Consider the following 19,460-nt stretch of genomic DNA (forward strand, 5'->3'; position numbering starts at 1 on the left):
AGGGGGAGGCCGGGAAGGGGGCTCGCGCCCACTCCAGCAAGCCATCAATCCAAATCAGGACGATTTCTATGGCCTACGAACCTCAAGTGAAAATCCCGGCCACCTATATTCGCGGCGGCACCAGCAAGGGCGTCTTCTTCCGCTTATCTGATCTGCCCGAGCGCTGCCAGGTACCCGGCCCGGCCCGCGATGCGCTCTTCCTGCGGGTGATCGGCAGCCCCGACCCCTATTCGGCCCACATGGACGGCATGGGGGGCGCCACCTCCTCCACCAGCAAGTGCGTGATCCTCTCCAAGAGCAGCCAACCGGATCACGACGTGGACTATTTATACGGCCAGATAGCCATCGACAAGGCGTTCGTGGACTGGAGCGGCAACTGCGGCAACCTCTCCACCGCCGCCGGCGCCTTCGCCATTCACGCCGGGCTGGTGGACCCGGTCCGCATCCCTGACAACGGCACCTGCGTGGTGCGGATCTGGCAGGCCAACATTGGCAAGACCATCATGGCCCACGTGCCGGTGCACAACGGCCAGGTGCAGGAGACAGGCGACTTCGAGCTGGACGGGGTCACCTTCCCCGCCGCCGAAATTGTGCTGGAGTTTCTTGACCCCTCCGACGATGGCGAGGACGGCGGCGCCCTCTTCCCCACCGGCAATCTGATCGATGAACTGGAGGTGCCGGGCATAGGCACATTAAAAGCCACCCTGATTAGCGCAGGTATCCCGACGGTGTTCGTCAACGCCGAAGATATTGGCTATGAAGGCACGGAGCTACGCGAGCAGATCAACGGCGACCCCGAGGCACTGGCCCGCTTCGAGCAGATCCGCATCGCCGGGGCCCTGCGCATGGGGCTAATCAAGACCGCAGAAGAGGCAGCGACCCGCCAGCACACGCCGAAAATTGCCTTCGTCGCGCCGGCGAAGGATTACCGCACAGCCAGCGGCAAGGAGGTGAAGGACGGTGAGATCGATCTGCTGGTGCGGGCGCTCTCCATGGGCAAGCTGCATCACGCCATGATGGGCACCTGCGCCGTGGCCATCGGCACCGCGGCGGCCATTCCCGGCACCCTCGTCAACCTGGCGGCCGGTGGCGGCGAGCGCGAGGCGGTGCGCTTCGGCCATCCCTCAGGCACCTTGCGGGTGGGTGCAGAGGCGCGGCAGATAGAGGGACAGTGGACGGTCACCAAGGCGGTGATGTCGCGCTCCGCCCGCATCCTGATGGAAGGTTGGGTGCGGGTGCCAGGGGATGCCTTCTAGCCCCTTCGCCACCGACATGAAAGAGGCCCAAGCGATTGCCTGGGCCTCTTTGTGATGATGTTCACCTCAAGGACTTATCTCACCCTGGCCGCTGGCGGGGCTGCTCCACCACTCATCCGCCTGTGGTTGCGGACGCGCCACGCACTCCACACGGCGCGGGATACTCTTCTTCGCATCGCCACCGATCAACCTCTTCACCTGGTCAGCCGGGCATTTGCCGTCGTCCACATAGGCGACCTTCCCATAAGGGAGGATGCCCGGTGCAGGATCCTGGCTCAGATAGGTGATGGGGGTCGGGGCAAGGACACTGCAACCCGACACCAGACCCACCAGCAACAGCGCCCCTGACAACACCACTCTCTTCCATATGACAACCATCTGCCACTCCCTGTCATGATCTGTTACATGCATCGGCACGCCTGCACCCATGCGCCCCTGACACCGGCAGTGTGCCAGCCATCCCCCCGGGCCGACAGCCATCCAGGGCGGCGCTGTGACGATTCCAGACACAGCAGGGACCGGCACAATCACAGGGCCCAGGCCTGGCTAACGGAGCACCTTCGCCCCCTTGTTCATGCGCAATACATCTTTGCTCTGGAATAGTAGGAGCCGACACAGTTGGGGGGCGCTTGAAATCAGCGCTCGTCATCCACACATTCAGTGCATACAATGCGTTAACGAAGCGGAATCTGCCGCCTCACCCCGGAAATCAAGAGGACATCAAGATGGATACCCGTTCTATCTACACTGGCACCCAGGGTGCCGTGCGCGACACCAACAAGGTGCTGCGCAATACCTATATGCTGCTCTCCCTCACTCTTGGCTTCTCTGCCGTGGTTGCCGGGGTCGCCACCGTCATGAACATGCCGCCCCTGCACTGGGCCATCTTCCTGGTCGGTGTCTACGGACTGATGTTCCTGACCGAGAAGAACCGTGACAACGGCATGGGGCTGGTATTCACCTTCGCCCTGACCGGCCTGATGGGCTACAGCCTGGGCCCCATCATCAATATGTACATGAACAATGGCGGCGGCGAGATAGTGATGACGGCCCTTGGCGGCACCGCGCTCACCTTCTTCGGTCTGTCGGCCTACGCCCTGACCACCAAGCGTGACCTCTCCTTCATCGGCGGCATGCTGTTCGTCGGTTTCTGGGTGCTGCTGGTGGCCATGGTCGCCAACATCTTCCTGCAGATGAGCGCCCTGAGCCTGGCCCTGTCCGCCATGTTCATGCTGTTCTCCTCCGGCGCCATCCTGCTGACCACCCAGCAGATAGTGCGCGGCGGCGAGACCAACTACATCTCCGCCACCGTGACCCTGTATGTCTCCATCTACAACATCTTCCTGAGTCTGCTGAGCCTGCTTGGCGGCAACCGCAACTAAGCGCTGTTTCTGATGAACAAAACCCCGCTACGGCGGGGTTTTTATTGTCCGCCTCCCCTGCTAGGGTGAAGGCGTCAGTACAAAACCGGTATGAAGAACCCGGCCCTGATTTGGATCAGGGCTCTTTCGTAGCCAACCGGCTATTCTCTCGCTTTCGATTCGCTCAAGGGTTGCATCTATCCCATGCCCATGGTTTCTGCCGATCTGCGGCACCGCTTACTGATTGCTCACGCTGCCGATGCCCCTGCACACAAGGACAGTGTTCCCCATGCCCATTGATCTCGCGGGCCTGCTGCGCCGCCTGCTGTCTGACAGCCATATCTACTTCGCCCTCAAGGTGCTGCTGGCCATCCTGGGGCTGCTCGCCTTCGCCCTGGCCACCGGCGACATCCAGCTCACCGTGCTGCTCTCCCTCGGGGTGGTGGCGGGGGCCATCGCCGAGACCGACGACAGCCTCTGGGGCCGGGTCAAGAACCTCGCCATGACGCTGGTCTGCTTCCTGTTTGCCTCCCTGTGCGTGCAATACCTCTTCCCCACCCCCTGGCTGTTTGCCCTTGGGCTCGCGGGATCCACCTTTATCTTCGTGATGGTGGGGGCGCTCGGGCAACGTTACGCCACCATCAGCTTCGGCTCCCTGCTCATCGCCATCTACACCATGCTGGGGGCCGCCAAGGCGCCGGATCTCTTCTACCAGCCGCTGGCGCTCGGTACCGGTGCCCTCTGGTACGGCCTGGTGTCGCTGGTCTGGCTCTGGCTCCTGCCCTACAAGACACTGCACGAGCAACTGGCCCAGAGCTATTTCGCCCTCGGCCGCTACCTGCTGGAAAAGTCCCGCTTCTTCCCGGCGGACGAGCACGGCGCCCAGGCCATTCGCCACAACCTGGCCCAGCTCAACATCAACCTGGTCAATGCCCTGAACCTGACCAAGACGGCGCTCAATGCCCGCCTCAGTACCCGCCATCAGGCGGCGCCCGAGCTGGCCGGCCTGCTGCGGCTCTACCTGCTGGCGCTGGAGATCCAGGAGCGGGCCACCTCCAGCCACTACCCCTACAGCAAGCTGGAAGCGGAGCTCAAGCAGGGCATCGTCCTCGACGGCTTCCAGGAGGTGTTCCTGCAGCTCTCGGAGGCGTGCCAGCGACTCGGTTACGCCATCTTGGTGCACAAGCCCTATGCCCATCACAAGCGCATTCACTGGACCCTGGAGGCCCTCGGCGATCAGCTGGAGTTCACCCATCTCAAGCAGCACTATCCCAAGACACTGCTGACGCCGATGAAGTTCCTGCGCCGCAACCTGGCCAGCATCAACGAGCTGCTGGCCAGCGCCGAGGAGCTGCAAAACCCCGCTGCCCCTCCTGCCAGCCTGCCGCCGCTGGCAAGGCCAGCCTCCTTGCCGCTGCTGACCCTGCTCAAGCAGCACCTGACCCCAGACTCCATGGTGTTTCGCCACGCCCTGCGACTGTCGCTGGGGCTGGTGGTGGGTTATGGCATACTGCAGGCCTTCAACCTGGACAAGGGCTACTGGATACTGCTGACGGTGCTGTTCGTCTGCCAGCCGAGCTACAGCGCCACCCGGCGCCGGCTGGTGCAGCGGATGCTCGGCACCTTCGCCGGCATCTTGATAGGCGTGCCCGTGCTCTGGCTCTTCCCCGAGCTGCACCTGCAACTGGGAATCATGGGGCTGGCCGCCTTCCTGTTCTTCACCCAGGTGCGCAGCAACTACAGCGCCGCCGTCTGCTTCATCACCCTCTACGTGCTGATGGCGTTCAACCTGCTGGACGGCATCGGCTTCGCCATCCTGGGGCCGCGCCTGCTCGATACCCTGCTCGGCTGCCTGCTCTCCTACGCCCTGGTGGCCTGGCTCTGGCCGGACTGGCAATACAAGCGGCTGCCGACCCTGATTGCCAACTCCCTCTCCGCCAACGCGCGCTATCTGTCGGCGGTACTCGCCAGCCTGCACCGCCAGCGGGACGAGTCCCTCGACTACCGGGTGGCCCGCAAGTGTGCCCACCTGGCCGACAGCGAGCTGGCAATGGCCTGGCAGAGCATGCTGGTGGAGCCGAGCAAGCGCCGCCGCTTCCTCGATCTCTGCTTCACCCTCACCTGGCGCAACCACGCCCTGCTCTCCTACATCTCGGCCCTCGGGGCCCATCGGGACAGGCTGGAACCCATCGAGGGCCTTGACGAGATCAGCCGCCACATCAGCCATACCCTGGAGCGGGCCGCCGGCCATCTGGCGGGTGAGATGCCGGCCCGGCTCGAGGGGGCATGCCCGGCCATTACCCCGGACAGCAGCGAGGAGCAGCTGATGCTGACGCAGCAGCTCACCCTCATCAGCCAACTGGCGGACGAGTTGCTGATGCTGGCCAACGACGGCCAGCTGCTCACCCGGCAAGGCAACGTCTGACGGGCGAAGAAAGGCACCAGTCCAGAGAACGCACACCGGGCGGGGCGACGGCCCTGCCCGGTGAATTATGCCCCCTGGCGCGTCTGCGCCGGTTGCTCGCCGAAGATCAAGGCGCTACCATGCCCGCCCAATCCCGACAGCCCGAGGAGCCCCCATGTCCGAGCACCCGTCCGAACACCATCAGCTGCATTTCAACGGCCAACTCATCGAGACCGATGCCAAGGGCTATCTGCGCCACAGCGAAGAGTGGAGCGAGGCGCTGGCGCTGGTATTGGCCGAGCAGGAGGGCATAGTGCTGGAGGAGCCGCACTGGGAAGTAGTGCGCTTCGTGCGGGCCTTCTATCTGGAGTTCAACACCTCCCCCGCCATCCGCGCCCTGGTCAAGGCGATGGAGAAACAGTACGGCCCGGACAAGGGCAACAGCCGCTACCTCTACAAGCTGTTCCCCGAGGGGCCCGCCAAGCAGGCCACCAAGATCGCAGGCCTGCCCAAGCCGGTGAAGTGCATCTAAAAACCAGATCGGCTTCTCCCTGAGAGACCATCAACAGGTTCAAAAAAAATACCGCGCCCATCTGTCAAATGAGGCGCGGTATTTTTGTGTTCGGCGTTCGTCAAACCTGCATCAGGGGTTGTAGGCCACCACGGAGCCGCTCAGCCCTGTCATCTGGCTTATCCTGCTCTGCATGCCCTGCAGCTTGGCCTTGGAGACATCCGGCCCGATAAAGACCCGGTTGATCTGCCCCTGCACCGGCGTTCTCGGCGAGGTCTGGGCCGAGTAGCCGGCCGCCCTCAGCTTGCCCACCAAGGCATTGACGCTGTCAGCATTCTTGAAGGCGCCGAGCTGCAGGATCCAGCTGCCCTGGGCCGGGGCTGCCGCTGCGGGTGCCGGCGTGGCCGCCTGGGTCGTCATCTTGCTCGCGATGAGATCGTCCATGGACTTGATCTGGCCCGCCTGCGGCTTGCTCTCCACTGGCTTCTTCACCTCGACCGGCTTGGGCGGCACCGGCTTGGGCTTGGGTTGCTCCACCGGTTTCTTGGCCACTACCTCGGGCTTGGGCGCGGGTTTGGGCTCAGGCTTGGCCGCAGCCGGGGTCGCTGGCTGTGCCTGGGCGGCAGCAGCGGCCTGATTGGCAGCCAGAGTCACCGTATCCCCGATCTCTTCCACCTGCCATTGGGTGGCGGCAGAGGCCTGCTGCTGGCTCGCCAGGTGATCGGCCGGCAGGGTACTGGCGGCAGAGACCTGCAAGGCAGGCTTGGCGGGCTCGAGCTCAGGGCGCAGCGGGATCTTGGCAAACGCCTCCTCCTTCTGCTCCAGCTTGTTGCCGTCCATCAGATCCGGCAGAAAGATGACAACCAGGGCGACCAGGATGACGGTCCCCACCAATCTATTTTGGAACTTCGAAGCCAAGTTAATTTCCACCCATGTTGCTTAGAACCTGCTGCTTTTTATGGACAACGATGATGGCCGGATTCATCAGGCCGGCTGCCCGGCCAGCACGTCGGCGACAGTGTAAAACGAACCAAAGACGATAACCATATCATCAGGACTCGATGCGGCCATGGCGGCACCATAAGCCGCACTCACGCCGTCAAAGGTCGCCGCTGATCCCTGTCCGTCCCCGAGGGCAGCGGCAAGCTGCTCTGCGGTGGCGGCGCGCGGGCCGGTGAGGCTCGCCAGGAACCACTGGTCGATGAGGCCGTCGAGTTCGGCCAGCGACCCTGCCATGTCCTTGTCTTTCAGCATGCCGACCACGGCGCGGCGCTTGCCCTTGCAGGGGATCTGGCGCAGCTGGCTCGCCAGATAGGCCGCCGAATGGGGATTGTGGGCCACATCGACGATAACCAGGGGCTCGTTTTGCAACCGCTGCATCCGCCCCGCCAGCCGGGCATTGGCCAGCCCGTCACGGATCGCGGACTCCGAGAGAGGCAAGCCGAGGGATTCCAGCGCCGCCAGCACGGTGACCGCGTTCATCAGCGGCAGGGCGGGTATGGGCAGCCCCAGCCAATGATTCAGGCCATGGTAATCCCAGTCTGCATCCTGCTCATCGCCGTGGAAGTCGCGACCGACCTGGCGCAGGCAGGCGCCAAGACGCGCCGCTTCGCTGGCGATGGTCGCTGGCGGGTTGGGCTCGCCGCTGATGGCGGGTTTGCCGGCGCGATACACTCCCGCCTTCTCCACCGCCACCGCTTCGCGGGTATCACCCAGCCAGTCGCAGTGATCCAGCGCGATGGAGGTGATCAGGGCCACGTCGGACTCCACCACATTGGTGGCATCCAGCCGACCGCCCAGCCCCACTTCCAGCAGCAGCACGTCGGGGGCGGCGCGCCGGAAGAGCCACAGGCCCGCCAGGGTGGCGAACTCGAAGAAGGTAAGGGCAATCTCGCCGCGGGCGGCTTCCACCTCGGCAAAGGCGGCGCAGTGCTCGTTGTCGGAGAGCTCGGTCCCGTCGATGCGCACCCGCTCGGTAAAGCGCAGCAGGTGCGGCGAGGAGTAGACCCCCACCTTGTAACCCGCGGCCATCAGTATGCTGGCGGCCATGGAGCAGGAGGAGCCCTTGCCGTTGGTGCCCGCCACCGTGATCACCTTGAACGGCAACTGGGTGAGATCCATGCGCCGGGCGACGGCGCCGACCCGATCCAGCCCCATGTCGATGTTGACCGGGTGGATCTGTTCCAAATAAGAAAGCCAGTCGACCAGCGACCGGCTTTGAGATTGTTGCATGTGCGAACTCATGTTCAGTCTTCGATGACCTGAGTGTTCATCAGTTTGGCCAGCAGGCCGGCCAGACGGTTGCGCATTTCGCGGCGGTCGATGATGAGATCGATGGCGCCCTTCTCCAGCAGAAACTCGGAGCGCTGGAAGCCTTCCGGCAGCTTCTCGCGCACGGTCTGCTCGATGACACGGGGACCGGCGAAGCCGATCAGCGCCTTGGGCTCGCCCACGTTGATGTCACCCAGCATCGCCAGACTGGCGGAGACGCCCCCCATGGTGGGGTCGGTCAGCACGGAGATGAAGGGCAGACCCGCCTTGGTGAGCCTGTCGAGCGCCGCACTGGTCTTGGCCATCTGCATCAGGGAGAACAGCGCTTCCTGCATCCGCGCCCCACCTGAGGTGGAGAAGCAGACCAGGCCGCGACCTTCCTTGATGCTCTCCTCGACGGCGCGCACGAAGCGGGCACCGACCACGGAGGACATGGAGCCCCCGATGAAGGAGAACTCGAATGAACAGGCGACGACCGGCACCCCCTTGAGGGTCCCCTTCATCACCACCAGCGCATCTTTTTCTCCCGTCTCTTTCTGAGCGGCAGACAAACGATCCTTGTAGCGCTTGGAATCCTTGAATTTCAAGATGTCCTGCGGCTCCAGCTCGGCACCGATCTCGGTGCGGCCCTGCTCGTCGAGGAAGCTCTCGAGGCGGGCGCGGGCGCTGATCCGCATATGATGATCACACTTGGGGCACACTTCGAGATTGCGCTCCAGTTCTGCCCGGTAGAGCACCTGTTCGCAAGCGGTACACTTGGTCCACACCCCTTCCGGAATGTTGTGACGACGCGGTGTAGTGATCTTGCTCTTGGGAAGGATCTTCTCAAGCCAGCTCATGGAATTCCTTAATGCTTTTGTGCCTGACAAAACGCATCGGGCCTTGATTGTTCAATGACTTACGGCTCGATGGCAATAAATGACGGATCATTAAACCACAAATTTTCGGGCCCAGTTACTAAAAACTGGTCGTACCCGGTGCCGAGTCCGGCAGCCACAGCGGGCCGAGCGGCAACTGCGGCAGGGCAAACTCTGCCGGGTAGTCCACGTCCACCAGATAAAGCCCCCCCGCCTTGGCGGTCGGCCCCGCTAGGTTGCGGTCCCTGGCCGCCAACACCTCGGCTATCCACTCCACGGGTTTGAGTCCCTGCCCCACCAGCAGCAGGGAGCCGGTGATGTTGCGCACCATGTGGTGCAGGAAGGCGTTGGCCTTGATATCGAGCACTATGTAGGGGCCGGAGCGGCTGACGCACAGGTGGGTCACGTTGCGCCAGGGGGTGTTGGACTGGCAGGCGATGGCGCGGAAGGTGCTGAAGTCATGCTCACCCAGCAGGCTCTGGCCCGCCTGGTGCATCAACTCGGCATCTATGGTCTCGTGATAGTGGCTGACGCCGCTGCCGAGGATGGCAGGGCGGAAGTTGTGGTTGTAGATGACATAACGGTAGCGACGGGCGGTGGCGCTGAAGCGGGCGTGGAAACTCTCGTCCACCTCCTTGACCCAGCGCACGGCGATGTCCGGCGGCAGGTTGGAGTTGAGCCCCAGGGTCCAGGCGCCCTCGGCGCGGTTCGCCTCGGTATCGAAATGGATCACCTGGCCGGTGGCGTGCACCCCGGCATCGGTACGACCGGCGCACTGGATGGAAACAGGGTGATTGGCGATGCGGCTGAGAGCTTTTTCCAGCTCGGCCTGCACGCTGATCACTTCGCGCTGACGCTGCCAGCCGAAATACCGGCTGCCGTCGTATTCAATACCTAGGGCAATTCGCATGGATGAATCTTGTCTTGTGGGGAAAGGATGAAAGAAACGGGCCGGATTATACGCCCTTGGGCCCAAAAGTCCCAGTTCGGGCCGGCATCCCGTGCCGGCGGCCAACATGAAAGAGGGCAGCCCGCGGGCTGCCCTCTGTGTTGATCACTGGCAAAGGGGATCACCCTAGGCGCCTGAGCAGCTTCTCGGCTTCGCTGCGCTGATGCTCGCTGCCCTGGGCCGCCGCCTCTTGCAGCAGCTCGCGGGCACTCTCCTTGTCGTCGATCTCGAGGTAGGCGCGGGCCAGATCCAGCTTTGCCCCCACGCCGCCGTCATCGGCATCCACATCGAACCCGGTGGATTCCGGCAACACCTCGGGGAAGCCATCCAGCCCCACGTCCAGGGAGAAGCCCTGGTAGGGCTCCTGCTCCGAGCTGCTGGCGTTGGCCTCGGCCAGCAGCTTGTCTATCTCCACGTAGTCGTTCGCCTCCGCCTGCTCACGAGGCTTCAGATCGCCCTGATGGGGCTCCACCTCGGTGAAGGCATCCTCGAAGTCCGCCAGGGCCAGCTCGTTGGGATCCCAGGCCGGCGCCGCCGGCTTGGTGGGCTCCAGCCCGAGTTCGGCCAGCATGTCATCGATATCATCCTTGCCATAGGCGTCGTCGCCTCGGGCAGCGGTGTCGGTGGCAGGCTCCTGGAAGCCGGTCTCGAGATCGCTGAGATCAAAGTTGGCGAGTTCCGTATCCTGCTGGCTTCGGCTCTGCTCCTGCGCCTGGTTCAGATCGGCCTCGAGATCGGCGTCCAGCTCGGCAAACAGGGCCGCTTGCAGCTCCTCCTCGCTCATGATCTCGTCGCTGGCCCGGGCTCTGGCATCGGACTCGCCGGAGAGATCGAGCTCAGGGGCCGAAGGCAGCTCAAAGTCTCCGTCGAGAGCCAGATCGAGCTCGGGCACCAGATCCGGATCCCGGTTGGCCGTCGTCACCGCAGGCTCCACATCGAAGGCGGACAGGGCCACCTCGTCATCGCTGAAGATGACGTCAGTGGAGGCATTTGCCCCCTCCTGGCTGCCATTGAGATCCGCCATGGGGTGCATGGGTTCGTCATCGGCGATGCCGACCGTCATCAGCTGGTCAAACTCGCTGCTCTCCTCCCCCATCACCATGGAGGTGGACTCGGACAGGCTCTTTTCCTGCTCTTCCAATTCGCGGCGGGCGCGGGCACGCAGCCAGAGCGTCACCAGCGCCAACACCAGCAGCACGGGCAGCAGGATGATCATGGCGAGGTTCAGCGGCGAGGCGAGCAGCTCCATCACCCAGTTCTGCTTGGGCTCGGGGGCCACCACGGGCGGTACCGGCTTGGCCTTGAGCTCCGCCACCTCTTTTTGCAGCGCGGTCTGATCCTGCAACTGGGCCTTGAGGGTCTCCACCTCTTCGGTCAGGGCTTGCAGGCGCAGCTTGAGCCTGTGGTTCATCTCGGTGACCTGACCAAGCTGGGCGTTGGCATCTTCCAGCGCCAGCGCCATCTCGGTGGAGGGTTTGCCCACCACGGTCGCGGCACTGACCGGCAAGGGGGCCGGGGCAGCGGTCGGCGCGACGGTACTCGCCACCGGGACTGCAGCCTTGGCGATCGCCGTCACCTCGGTCGCCGCCTGGGGCGTGCTCACCTTGGGGGCGGCCGTCGGAAGGGGGGCCGCCTTGGCCACGGCCTTGACCGGCGCGCTGGCAGCCGGCTTGGTCGCCACCGGATGGGTCTGCTTCTCGGCCAGGTATTTGGGGCTCAGCCCCTTCCAGCTGGCGTTGTCGCTGTTGAAGCGGCGGCGGGCCTCGGCGTCCGTGATGCGGCCCGCCTCGGCGGCGCTTGGCAGCAGAATGCGGGATCCCACCAGGATGTGGTTGATGTTGCCGTCGGCAAAACTGCGGGGATTCTTGTCATAGATCGCCACCATGGTCTGGTAGACGGTCACCCGGTTGGAGGGGCGATGCTTGCTCGCCAGGCTCCAGAGGGTATCGGTGGAACGAACAGGGCCATAGCTGCCCGCCGCCGCGCTGGGCGCCTGACGCACTATGGGCTGAGCCCTAGCAGCAGGCTGGGCCGGCGCCACGGGCTGGGCCTGAGGTTGAACGACAGGAGGCGCGGCACCGTCCGGGCCCTTGAGCTCGACAAAGAAAGGCTCTCGCCCCGCCTCGTCGGCCTGAGCCGTGCCCAGAAGACCCAATGCGAGTAGCGTTGCCAGCGTTATGCGGGAATGTCCCATATTCGTTCCTTCGTATGATGGCCCTATCACATTGAAAAATCTGGATAGTTACCCCAAAACAATCGGCTCAATATAAATCAGGCGCCGGTCTCAAGCCAGCGATCCGACACATTTTGCGTTCGGCGTCTATCAGGCGCGAACCCGATCCACACCAGATGTGAGTCCCAGACATGAACCCGAGTGTAGAAAAAAACCTAGTCCACTGATATCACGCGACATTCTTAAAACCGGAGAGTGCGCCCCCGGTCACATCCCGGAACCCTGGCTCACTTCCTCGGGCGGGGTTCCCTCCCCGCCACTGGCCGCAAAACGGCCTCAGAGGTAGTCGCGCACCAGCAGCTCGGCGATCTGCACGCTGTTGGTCGCCGCGCCCTTACGAACGTTATCGGCCACGATCCACATATTGATACCGCTCGGATGAGAAATATCCTGGCGTACCCGGCCGACCAGTACCTCGTCCTTGCCGGTGGCGTCGCGCACCGGGGTCGGGTAGTCGGCATCGTCGTCAAACAGGGTGACGCCGGGGGCATTGCGCAGCAGCTCCTTGACCTGCTCGGCGTCCAGCGGCTGGTGCAGCTCGACGTGGACCGCCTCGGCGTGACCGTAGAACACCGGCACCCGCACGCAGGTGGGGTTCACGGCGATGCTGGCATCGCCGAGGATCTTCTGGGTCTCCCACACCATCTTCATCTCTTCACGGGTGTAACCGTTGTCGGTGAAGCTGTCGATCTGCGGGATCAGGTTAAAGGCGATCTGCTGCGGATAGATAGTCGGCTCCACCGGACGACCGTTGAGCAGGTGGGCGGTCTGGCCGGCCAGTTCGCTCACCCCTTCCTTGCCAGAGCCGGAAACGGACTGGTAGGTCGCCACGTTGATGCGGGCTATGCCCACCTCGTCCTGCAGGGGCTTGAGGGCAACCAGCATCTGGATGGTGGAGCAGTTGGGGTTGGCGATGATGTTGCGATTGCGAAAATCCGCCAGGGCCTCCGGGTTCACTTCCGGGATCACCAGGGGAATGTCTTCGTCATAACGGAAGCAGGAGGTGTTGTCGATGACGATGCAGCCCTGCTCGGCCGCGATGGGTGCCCACTTGGCCGAGACCTCGGCGCCGGCGGAGAAGAGCGCGATCTGCACCTGGCTCCAGTCAAACTCCTCGACATCCTTGATCTCGATGTTCTTGCCGCCAAAGCGCACCGTATCGCCAGCGCTGCGGCTGGAGGCCAGGGGATAGAGGGTGGCGACCGGGAAGCCGCGCTCCTCCAGGATCTCGATCATGGCCTGACCCACGGCGCCGCTCGCGCCCAGTACCGCTACGTTGAATTGTTGACTCACTGATGTTCTCTCCTGTGATATTGCCCGCCGATGAGGCCGACCGGGTCGGCATCAGGGGTGGCAGGCGTGATCTGTCTGATGGTCGGCCGGCAGGGTGCCGGGCCGAAACGGAGGGCCCCGATCCGATGATCGGAGCCCCCGCATGAATTCCGGTTTATTTTGGCGAGATGGCAAAACCCAGTCGGGCCAGCCTGTCGCAGGCGAAGGGGCCATTCAGGTGCAAGGAGGAGAGCTCGCGCCGCTCCGGGTAGTCCTTGCGCTGCCCATCGAAGCTGCCGGGCAACCCGATCCGGTTGCGAAAGCGGGCATCGTCCCGGCGCACGTCATAAATCAGATGCACCAGCTGCTTGATCAACCCCTGATCGGCGGGCTGACCCGGCGTCAGCTCGCGCACCTCGGGGGCGGGCAGCAGAGATTGCAGATCCTGGCGTGGCACGCGCCCCAGCTGCTGGCAGAGCGCCTGATAGAGCATCCAGGTGCCGCGGGCCTTGCCCTCCAGGCTGTAGCCGGCGATGTGCGGGGTCGCGAGTTCGGTATGGGGCACCAGGGCGGCAAGCGGCTCGGGCTCCCCTTCCCACACATCCATCACCAGCTTGAGCGGCGCCTGGCTCTGCTGGCGGGCGAGCAGGGCCTGGTTGTCCCACACCTCGCCTCGGGAGGCATTGATGAGGATCTGCCCGGCCGGACGGGCGGCTATCTCCCGCTGCCCCAGCAGGTGGAAGGTGGCATCCGGCCCCTTCCGGGTCAGGGGCACGTGGAAGCTGACGATGTCGGCCGAGAGCGCCGCCCGGTAGTCGACGAAGCCGGCGGCGCCCTCCTGCCGTGCCCGCGGCGGATCGCAGCGCAGCACCCGCATGCCGAGCGCCTCTGCCTTGCCCGCCACGCACTCCCCTGTGTTGCCCGCGCCGATGACGGCGAGGCTCATCTGATCGAGGCTGAGCTCATGGCGCTCCGCCAGCACCAGCAGGGCCGAGAGCACATAGTCGCCCACCGAATACTTGTTGCAGCCGGGGGCGCTGAAGAAGGGGATGCCCCGCTCGGCCAGGAGAGCGGTGTCGATGTGATCCGTGCCTATGGTGGCGGTGCCGACGAAGCCGAGCCGCGGGCAGCTGGCGAGCAGCCCGGCATCGACCCGGGTCACCGAGCGCACCAGCAGCACGTCGGCATCCTGCAGATCTGCCGCCCCTATCTGCCGCCCGGGCAGGGGCACGACCTCGCCAAATTCGGCAAACAGCTCGCAGGCATGGGGCATATTTTCATCAACGACGATCTTCATCCGCTCTCTTCTCATCCACAACCGGCCACAGGCGCGCCATTCTAGCCCAAACGCATCGAATTTTCAGAGGCTTGTTCTCGGGTTGTCATGGACAAAGAGTGCGCCGCTCTCTTGGAGCCACAGGGAGCCAGAGTATCGAAGCGGGCTCCCGGGCATCCATGGATGAGGCGCGGCACTCATATGTAACAACATGTTGCCCTCGCCTCCCCTGCCTTGACCAGGGGGGCCATGCTGGCACAATGACGCCTCTTTATGATCCGCCCCTGTCATGCGCACCTGTTATGAGCCCTCCCATGCCGACTCATGCCTCTTCGTTGCCACGCCGCCTGGTGCTTGGTTTCAACGCCATACTGCTGCTGCCGCTGCTGCTGCTCGTCTGCCTGCCCTGGCATCCCTTCATGACGAGTGCCCTGCAATCGGACTGGCTCTGGTGGCCCTACGCCCTCACCCGCATGGTGGACCTGCCCGGCCTCGCCATCACCATCGCCGCCCTGCTGCTGCTGACCCGACACAAACTGACGCTCGGCCACACCGCCCTGCTGGCCCTCGCGGGCGCCCTCTTTGCCACGCTGGCGAGCGACTGGATCATCAAGAGCCTGATCAAGCAGCTGACCGAGGAGCCAAGGCCCTATCTGCTCTGGCTGGAGAGCCAGGAGCTTATCCCCGCCATCCGCCAGTTCTATGCCGGCAGCCAGGATCTTCGCAGCGAACAGGTCCATGCCGCGACCCAGTTGCTGGCGCTGCCCGCCTGGCTCGGCCACCACTGGCAGACGGAGGTGAACTACGCCTTCCCCTCCGGCCACAGCATCGCCGCCATGAGCCTGGCCCAGTTCTTCGGGCTGATCTGGCTGGCCCGGGCCCCCGCCGGGGTCTGGCTGCTGCCGCTCTGGGCCATCGGCATCGGCCTGTCGCGCACCCTGATCGGCATGCACTGGCCGTTGGACGTGCTGGCGAGCGCCCTGCTTGGCAGCCTCACCGCCCTCGTGGCCGCCCGCTGGTGGCTGCGCCATTACTGACCTTCCAAATAAAAAACGGGCACCCTGGTGCCCGTTTTTGATCGCTGGTGCTGCCTTCAGCCCTGGCTCTGCTCTCAGCTCTGGCTCTGCCAGCCCTGGGGGTACTTGTAGCCGACGAAGCGTTTGGCGGCATAGGCCTTGAATTCGGGGGAGTTGTAGGCCGCCGCTACATCCTTGGCGAACGGTTTGTCCGCATCGGCCCCTTTGACCACCACCCAGTTGATGAAGTCATAGCTGCGTTCCAGGAAAAGACCCGTGCTGAACGGGATCCCGCTCGAGGCGGCGAAGTTGCCGTTGATGACGGAGAAGTCCACGTCTTCACGGGAGCGGGGCAGTTGCGCCGCCTCCAGCAACACCAACTTGATGTCGTGGGGGTTCTTCACCACATCGAATTCACTCGCCTTGAGGGGGTTGATCCCCTCTTTGAGGGTGAGCCAGCCCAGGTCCTGCAGCATCAGCAGGGCCCGCGCCTGGTTGGTAGGGTCGTTGGGAATGGCGACAGTGCTCCCCTCTTTCAGGGCCTTGAGATCCCCCAACTTGCCGGCATAGAGCCCCATTGGGCCGGTCGGTACCTGGGTAATGGGTGCCAGAGAGAGGCCCCTGTCTTTGGAGAAGCTGTCCAGATAGGGCTTGTGCTGGAAGCAGTTGACGTCCAGCGACCCGTCCGCCAGGGCAATGTTGGGGGTCACGTAGTCGGTGAACTCCACCAGTTTGACCTTGTAACCCTTGGCTTCGAGCTGCGGCTTGATGGAGTCGGTTACCATGTCGGCGAAGTCCCCGACCGTGGTGCCTATCACTATCTCTTTCTTCGCCTCATCGATGGCAAAGGCGGACAGCGGCAGGCTGCTGGCGAGCAGCGCGAGGGCGGAGAGGGTGAAGAAGGAACGACGCTGCATAGAAACTCCCTGTCGAGGTGATCATCAAAATGGTGGGGCTGCGGGTGTTATCATGAAGGCCGACACCACAACCATCTAGCCATCCAAACGGCTATCTAGAGACACCATAACAGAGCTTTTTCCCTTCGCCAAGCAACAAAACCGGGCAAGCTTGGCCAAAGAGAGGCAAAGCCCATCCGGCCCCTGGATGAGAAATCTTTGACAGAGCACGCAGTTATGCGGCTTGCACTCTCCCCGCTTGACGCAAAACCGGCTTATTGTGGTCATTCGATACCCATCATCATGGGATCCGATCCGGGTGCCAAGAGCCTGCTCAGCCCCCAGACAGCACAAGGAGTAGCCGTGTTCGATCATGTTGAAATCAAGGTGGTGCGCGTCGACGACTGCCGACGCGTCTATGCAACCGTGCTGGCGCCCCTCTTGATAGCACTCAAATGGGCAGACAAAGACGCCGCAGGTTTCGGCCGCGTTGGTCACGACAAGGTGGGCTTCCTGATAGAGCGGGGCGAACAGGGTGCCCCCTGCCATCTCGCCTTCGCGGCAAGCAGCGCGGCGCAGGTGGATGAGTTTCATCAGGCTGGCGTCAGGGCCGGCTTTGTCTGCAACGGGCAGCCGGGGCTGCGCCCCCACTATGCCCCCAATTACTACGCCGCCTTCCTGCGCGATCCGGACGGCAACAACATAGAGGCAATGGCCTACCTTGACCCCCTGGCATGGCGAGCATGTGAAGGGGCGCCGTGCAGCTTGTCAGCAGAAGCCCGGCGTCTTTGAGCTCGGGGCTAGGAAGCTCGCCACAAACAAAGGAGAAAATCATGCTTGAAAGCCGCGACACCGGCCTGCTGGTGGTCGATATCCAGGGCAAACTGGCCCGCCTGGTGGAGGGGAGCGAGTCGCTCATCGTCAACACGGCCCGACTGGTGCAAGGAGCCAAGACGCTGGGGCTGCCAGTTGTCTGGCTGGAGCAGAACCCGAACAAGCTCGGCGCCACAGTGCCCGAGTTGCAGCCGCTCCAGGCGGGCACCCTTGTGCTGGCCAAATACAGCTTCGGCGCCCTGGGGGAGCCGACGGTCGCCGATGCCCTGGCCGGAACCGGGGTCAGCCACTGGCTGGTGTGCGGCATTGAGGCCCATATCTGCGTCTACCAGAGCGTGCTGGGGCTCTTGGCGAGCGGCGCCCGGGTCTCTTTGGTGGTGGATGCGGTGTCGTCCCGCACCGCCGCCAACCGGGAGCTCGCCATCGGTCAGCTGGCGGCCATGGGCGCATCCCTCACCTCGGTGGAGATGTGTCTCTACGAGCTGATGGGGGATTGCCGCCATCCGGCGTTTCGCCAGATCCTGGCCCTGGTGAAGTGACCGTCATGATGGACAACATGGCCCCCCTGATGTTTGCCCTCATCGCCTTCGGGGTGGCGCTCACGGTGACGATGACAGGCATGGCGGCCACCCGCCACTATCTGGCCTGGCTCTGGCTGGGGATCATGCTCTTCTTCGGGCTGTGGTGGGCGCTGCTGGGCATGCCCCCGCTCCTTGCCGAGCCGCCCCCTCTCTGATCATGACCACCCGAGAGCTCAGTCCCCCAGCCGCTCCTGCAGATAGCGATAACCCCCCACGCCGTTTGGCACGAAGCTCAGCCGGTGGGTGAGGCCGGGGGGCGCATCCTCGGGGTGATGGGAGACGAACAGCAACTGGGTACCTTCCCCTATGAGGCGCACCACCATCTCCCGCACCAGGTGGCGGTTCAAGGGATCCAGCCCCTGCAGGGGCTCGTCCAGGATGAGCAACGGCGGATGCTTGACCAGGGCCCGGGCGATGAGCACCAGGCGCTGCTGGCCGAAGGAGAGGGAGTGAAAGGGCTGCGCTCCCTGCTCCTTTAGCCCCAGCAGGAGCAGCCACTGGTCGGCGAGCGCCAGCTGGCGATCCCCCGGGTGGGTATAGAGGCCGATGGAGTCATAAAAGCCGGAGAGGACCACCGCCTGCACCGAGCAATTGACGCGATAGTCCAGATGCAGGGCCGGGCTCACCAGGCCGATGTGGCGCTTGATCTCCCAGATGCTCTCGCCACTGCCCCGGCGCACTCCGAACAGGCGCAGATCATTGCTGTACCCCTGCGGATGATCCCCTGTGATGAGGGCGAGCAGGGTCGACTTGCCGGCACCGTTGGGCCCCACCAGTTGCCAGTGCTCTCCCTCCTCTATGGTCCAGTCGAGCCCGTCGATGATGACCTGCTCCCCGTAGGCGACACGCAAGGCGCGCATCTGTACCCGGGGGCCGGCGGGCAGGGGCGTGGGCGCCTGGAGCGGCGGGGGCAGCTGCGGGCTCTGCCCCTCGGCGCGCGCCAGCTGGGCCACCTCCCGGCTGCAGAGCACGGCATCGCGCTCCCCCGCCAACAGCAGGCGGCGTTCGCCGAGCAGGCCGAGGTGAGTGGCGAAGGGCGGGATCTCGTCGAAACGGTTGACGATCACCACCAGGCGCTGCCCCTCGCTCACCAGGTGCGCCAGCAGCGACATCAGGGAGGCCCTGGCCCCCTGATCCAGCCCATCGAAGGGCTCATCCAGCACCAGCAGCTCGGGTCGCCCCAGCAAGGCGCGGGCCAGCAGCAACTTGCGCCCCTCCCCGCTCGAAAGATAGCGATAGGGGCGCTCCCACAGGGACTCGATGCCGAAGCGCGCCAGCAGCGATCGGGCTTGCACCTCCTCTCCCCCCGTCTCCAGCATCAGGGTCGACACCCGATAGCCCGCTTCCTCCTCTTCCCCCAGCATGTCGGTGTTGCGCCGTTGCCAGTCCAGCTCCCCCAACTGCTGCTGCGACTCGAAGGAGAGGCGCACGGCCCTCACCCGGCCAGTCACCTCCCCTGCACGGACGGCCAGCTCGCCGCACAGGGCAGAGGCCAGCGCCGTCTTGCCGCTGCCATTGCTGCCGACGAAGGCCCAGCAGTCCTGCGGGGTGAGACAAAGTTCTGGAATAACCAGAGTGTGGTGGCCACGAAGGGCCAGGGCGGCGGATTGCCACTGCAATGAGGTCATGGGGTCGTCCTGTGATTCGTGCGGAGCACCTTGCTCCCTCTCCCTTGTACCAGAAAATGGCGCTATCAAAAAAACGGCGCCCTTGCGGCGCCGTGTCATTGAAAAGCGGGGGACG

18 protein-coding genes are annotated in these 19,460 nt (G+C 64.1%); 8 read left to right on the forward strand and 10 right to left on the reverse strand.

The genetic code is table 11. The features are described 5' to 3' along the window. Nucleotides 1–68: 68 nt before the first annotated feature. A complete protein-coding gene (gene prpF / locus KW824_RS12835; protein ID WP_218409981.1) occupies nucleotides 69–1,256 on the forward strand; it encodes a 2-methylaconitate cis-trans isomerase PrpF in 1,188 nt (395 codons plus the stop codon). Nucleotides 1,257–1,322: 66 nt separating this feature from the next. Here prpF and KW824_RS12840 read toward each other — a convergent pair whose 3' ends face one another. Beyond that, nucleotides 1,323–1,634 (reverse strand): DUF6719 family protein, encoded by a 312-nt coding sequence (locus KW824_RS12840; RefSeq protein ID WP_218409982.1) that lies wholly within the window; start codon nucleotides 1,632–1,634, stop codon nucleotides 1,323–1,325. A 347-nt stretch (nucleotides 1,635–1,981) separates the two neighbouring features. On the opposite strand from KW824_RS12840, the gene KW824_RS12845 reads away from it, so the two are divergent. The 3 genes from KW824_RS12845 (at nucleotide 1,982) to KW824_RS12855 (ending at nucleotide 5,553) form a co-directional block, all read left to right on the forward strand. Further along, entirely contained in the window at nucleotides 1,982–2,638 is a 657-nt protein-coding gene (locus tag KW824_RS12845) for a Bax inhibitor-1/YccA family protein (RefSeq protein ID WP_111874565.1), read from the forward strand. A gap of 268 nt (nucleotides 2,639–2,906) precedes the next feature. After that, nucleotides 2,907–5,042, forward strand: coding sequence for a YccS family putative transporter (gene yccS, locus KW824_RS12850; RefSeq protein ID WP_218409983.1), 2,136 nt, complete (start codon nucleotides 2,907–2,909; stop codon nucleotides 5,040–5,042). Nucleotides 5,043–5,196: 154 nt separating this feature from the next. Beyond that, nucleotides 5,197–5,553 (forward strand): TusE/DsrC/DsvC family sulfur relay protein, encoded by a 357-nt coding sequence (locus tag KW824_RS12855; protein ID WP_171273652.1) that lies wholly within the window; start codon nucleotides 5,197–5,199, stop codon nucleotides 5,551–5,553. 111 nt (nucleotides 5,554–5,664) lie between these two features. Here the strand turns inward: KW824_RS12855 and dedD are convergent, their stop codons facing one another. The 7 genes from dedD to KW824_RS12890 form a co-directional block, all read right to left on the reverse strand. Continuing rightward, nucleotides 5,665–6,450: a cell division protein DedD gene (dedD, locus tag KW824_RS12860; RefSeq protein WP_218409984.1), complete on the reverse strand. Its 786-nt coding sequence runs from the start codon at nucleotides 6,448–6,450 to the stop codon at nucleotides 5,665–5,667. Nucleotides 6,451–6,516: 66 nt separating this feature from the next. Then, nucleotides 6,517–7,776 carry a bifunctional tetrahydrofolate synthase/dihydrofolate synthase gene (gene folC / locus KW824_RS12865; protein ID WP_218409985.1) on the reverse strand — a complete coding sequence of 420 codons (1,260 nt, stop codon included), beginning with the start codon at nucleotides 7,774–7,776 and terminating at the stop codon, nucleotides 6,517–6,519. Between the two features lie 2 nt (nucleotides 7,777–7,778). Continuing rightward, nucleotides 7,779–8,642 carry an acetyl-CoA carboxylase, carboxyltransferase subunit beta gene (gene accD, locus KW824_RS12870; RefSeq protein WP_005329453.1) on the reverse strand — a complete coding sequence of 288 codons (864 nt, stop codon included), beginning with the start codon at nucleotides 8,640–8,642 and terminating at the stop codon, nucleotides 7,779–7,781. Nucleotides 8,643–8,760: 118 nt separating this feature from the next. Beyond that, complete coding sequence (gene truA, locus KW824_RS12875) at nucleotides 8,761–9,570, reverse strand: tRNA pseudouridine(38-40) synthase TruA (protein WP_005329451.1); 810 nt, start codon at nucleotides 9,568–9,570, stop codon at nucleotides 8,761–8,763. Between the two features lie 160 nt (nucleotides 9,571–9,730). Next, a complete protein-coding gene (locus KW824_RS12880; RefSeq protein ID WP_218409986.1) occupies nucleotides 9,731–11,803 on the reverse strand; it encodes a FimV/HubP family polar landmark protein in 2,073 nt (690 codons plus the stop codon). 315 nt (nucleotides 11,804–12,118) lie between these two features. Beyond that, nucleotides 12,119–13,135 carry an aspartate-semialdehyde dehydrogenase gene (locus tag KW824_RS12885; RefSeq protein ID WP_005329439.1) on the reverse strand — a complete coding sequence of 339 codons (1,017 nt, stop codon included), beginning with the start codon at nucleotides 13,133–13,135 and terminating at the stop codon, nucleotides 12,119–12,121. A gap of 154 nt (nucleotides 13,136–13,289) precedes the next feature. Further along, on the reverse strand, nucleotides 13,290–14,411 hold the full coding sequence (locus tag KW824_RS12890; RefSeq protein ID WP_218409987.1) for a 4-phosphoerythronate dehydrogenase: 1,122 nt from the start codon (nucleotides 14,409–14,411) through the stop codon (nucleotides 13,290–13,292). Nucleotides 14,412–14,704: 293 nt separating this feature from the next. On the opposite strand from KW824_RS12890, the gene KW824_RS12895 reads away from it, so the two are divergent. Next, nucleotides 14,705–15,427: a phosphatase PAP2 family protein gene (locus KW824_RS12895; protein ID WP_218409988.1), complete on the forward strand. Its 723-nt coding sequence runs from the start codon at nucleotides 14,705–14,707 to the stop codon at nucleotides 15,425–15,427. Nucleotides 15,428–15,501: 74 nt separating this feature from the next. On the opposite strand, the gene KW824_RS12900 is transcribed toward KW824_RS12895, so the two are convergent. Next, complete coding sequence (locus KW824_RS12900) at nucleotides 15,502–16,323, reverse strand: MetQ/NlpA family ABC transporter substrate-binding protein (protein WP_218409989.1); 822 nt, start codon at nucleotides 16,321–16,323, stop codon at nucleotides 15,502–15,504. Between the two features lie 342 nt (nucleotides 16,324–16,665). Here KW824_RS12900 and KW824_RS12905 point away from each other — a divergent pair, with 342 nt between their 5' ends. From KW824_RS12905 to KW824_RS12915, 3 genes are read left to right on the forward strand one after another with little or no spacing between them, the layout of a single operon-like run. Continuing rightward, nucleotides 16,666–17,094, forward strand: coding sequence for a VOC family protein (locus KW824_RS12905; RefSeq protein ID WP_218409990.1), 429 nt, complete (start codon nucleotides 16,666–16,668; stop codon nucleotides 17,092–17,094). Nucleotides 17,095–17,135: 41 nt separating this feature from the next. Continuing rightward, entirely contained in the window at nucleotides 17,136–17,675 is a 540-nt protein-coding gene (locus KW824_RS12910) for an isochorismatase family protein (protein WP_218409991.1), read from the forward strand. 5 nt (nucleotides 17,676–17,680) lie between these two features. Further along, the gene (locus KW824_RS12915) at nucleotides 17,681–17,872 is read left to right on the forward strand and encodes a hypothetical protein (RefSeq protein WP_234690507.1); all 192 of its coding nucleotides are present in this window, start codon (nucleotides 17,681–17,683) and stop codon (nucleotides 17,870–17,872) included. Between the two features lie 18 nt (nucleotides 17,873–17,890). Here KW824_RS12915 and modF read toward each other — a convergent pair whose 3' ends face one another. Then, a complete protein-coding gene (gene modF / locus KW824_RS12920) occupies nucleotides 17,891–19,345 on the reverse strand; it encodes a molybdate ABC transporter ATP-binding protein ModF (RefSeq protein ID WP_218409992.1) in 1,455 nt (484 codons plus the stop codon). Between the last annotated feature and the right edge of the window lie 115 nt (nucleotides 19,346–19,460).

The organism is Aeromonas sp. sif0611, from assembly GCF_019218845.1.
GTDB classification, from domain to species: Bacteria; Pseudomonadota; Gammaproteobacteria; order Enterobacterales; family Aeromonadaceae; genus Aeromonas; species Aeromonas media.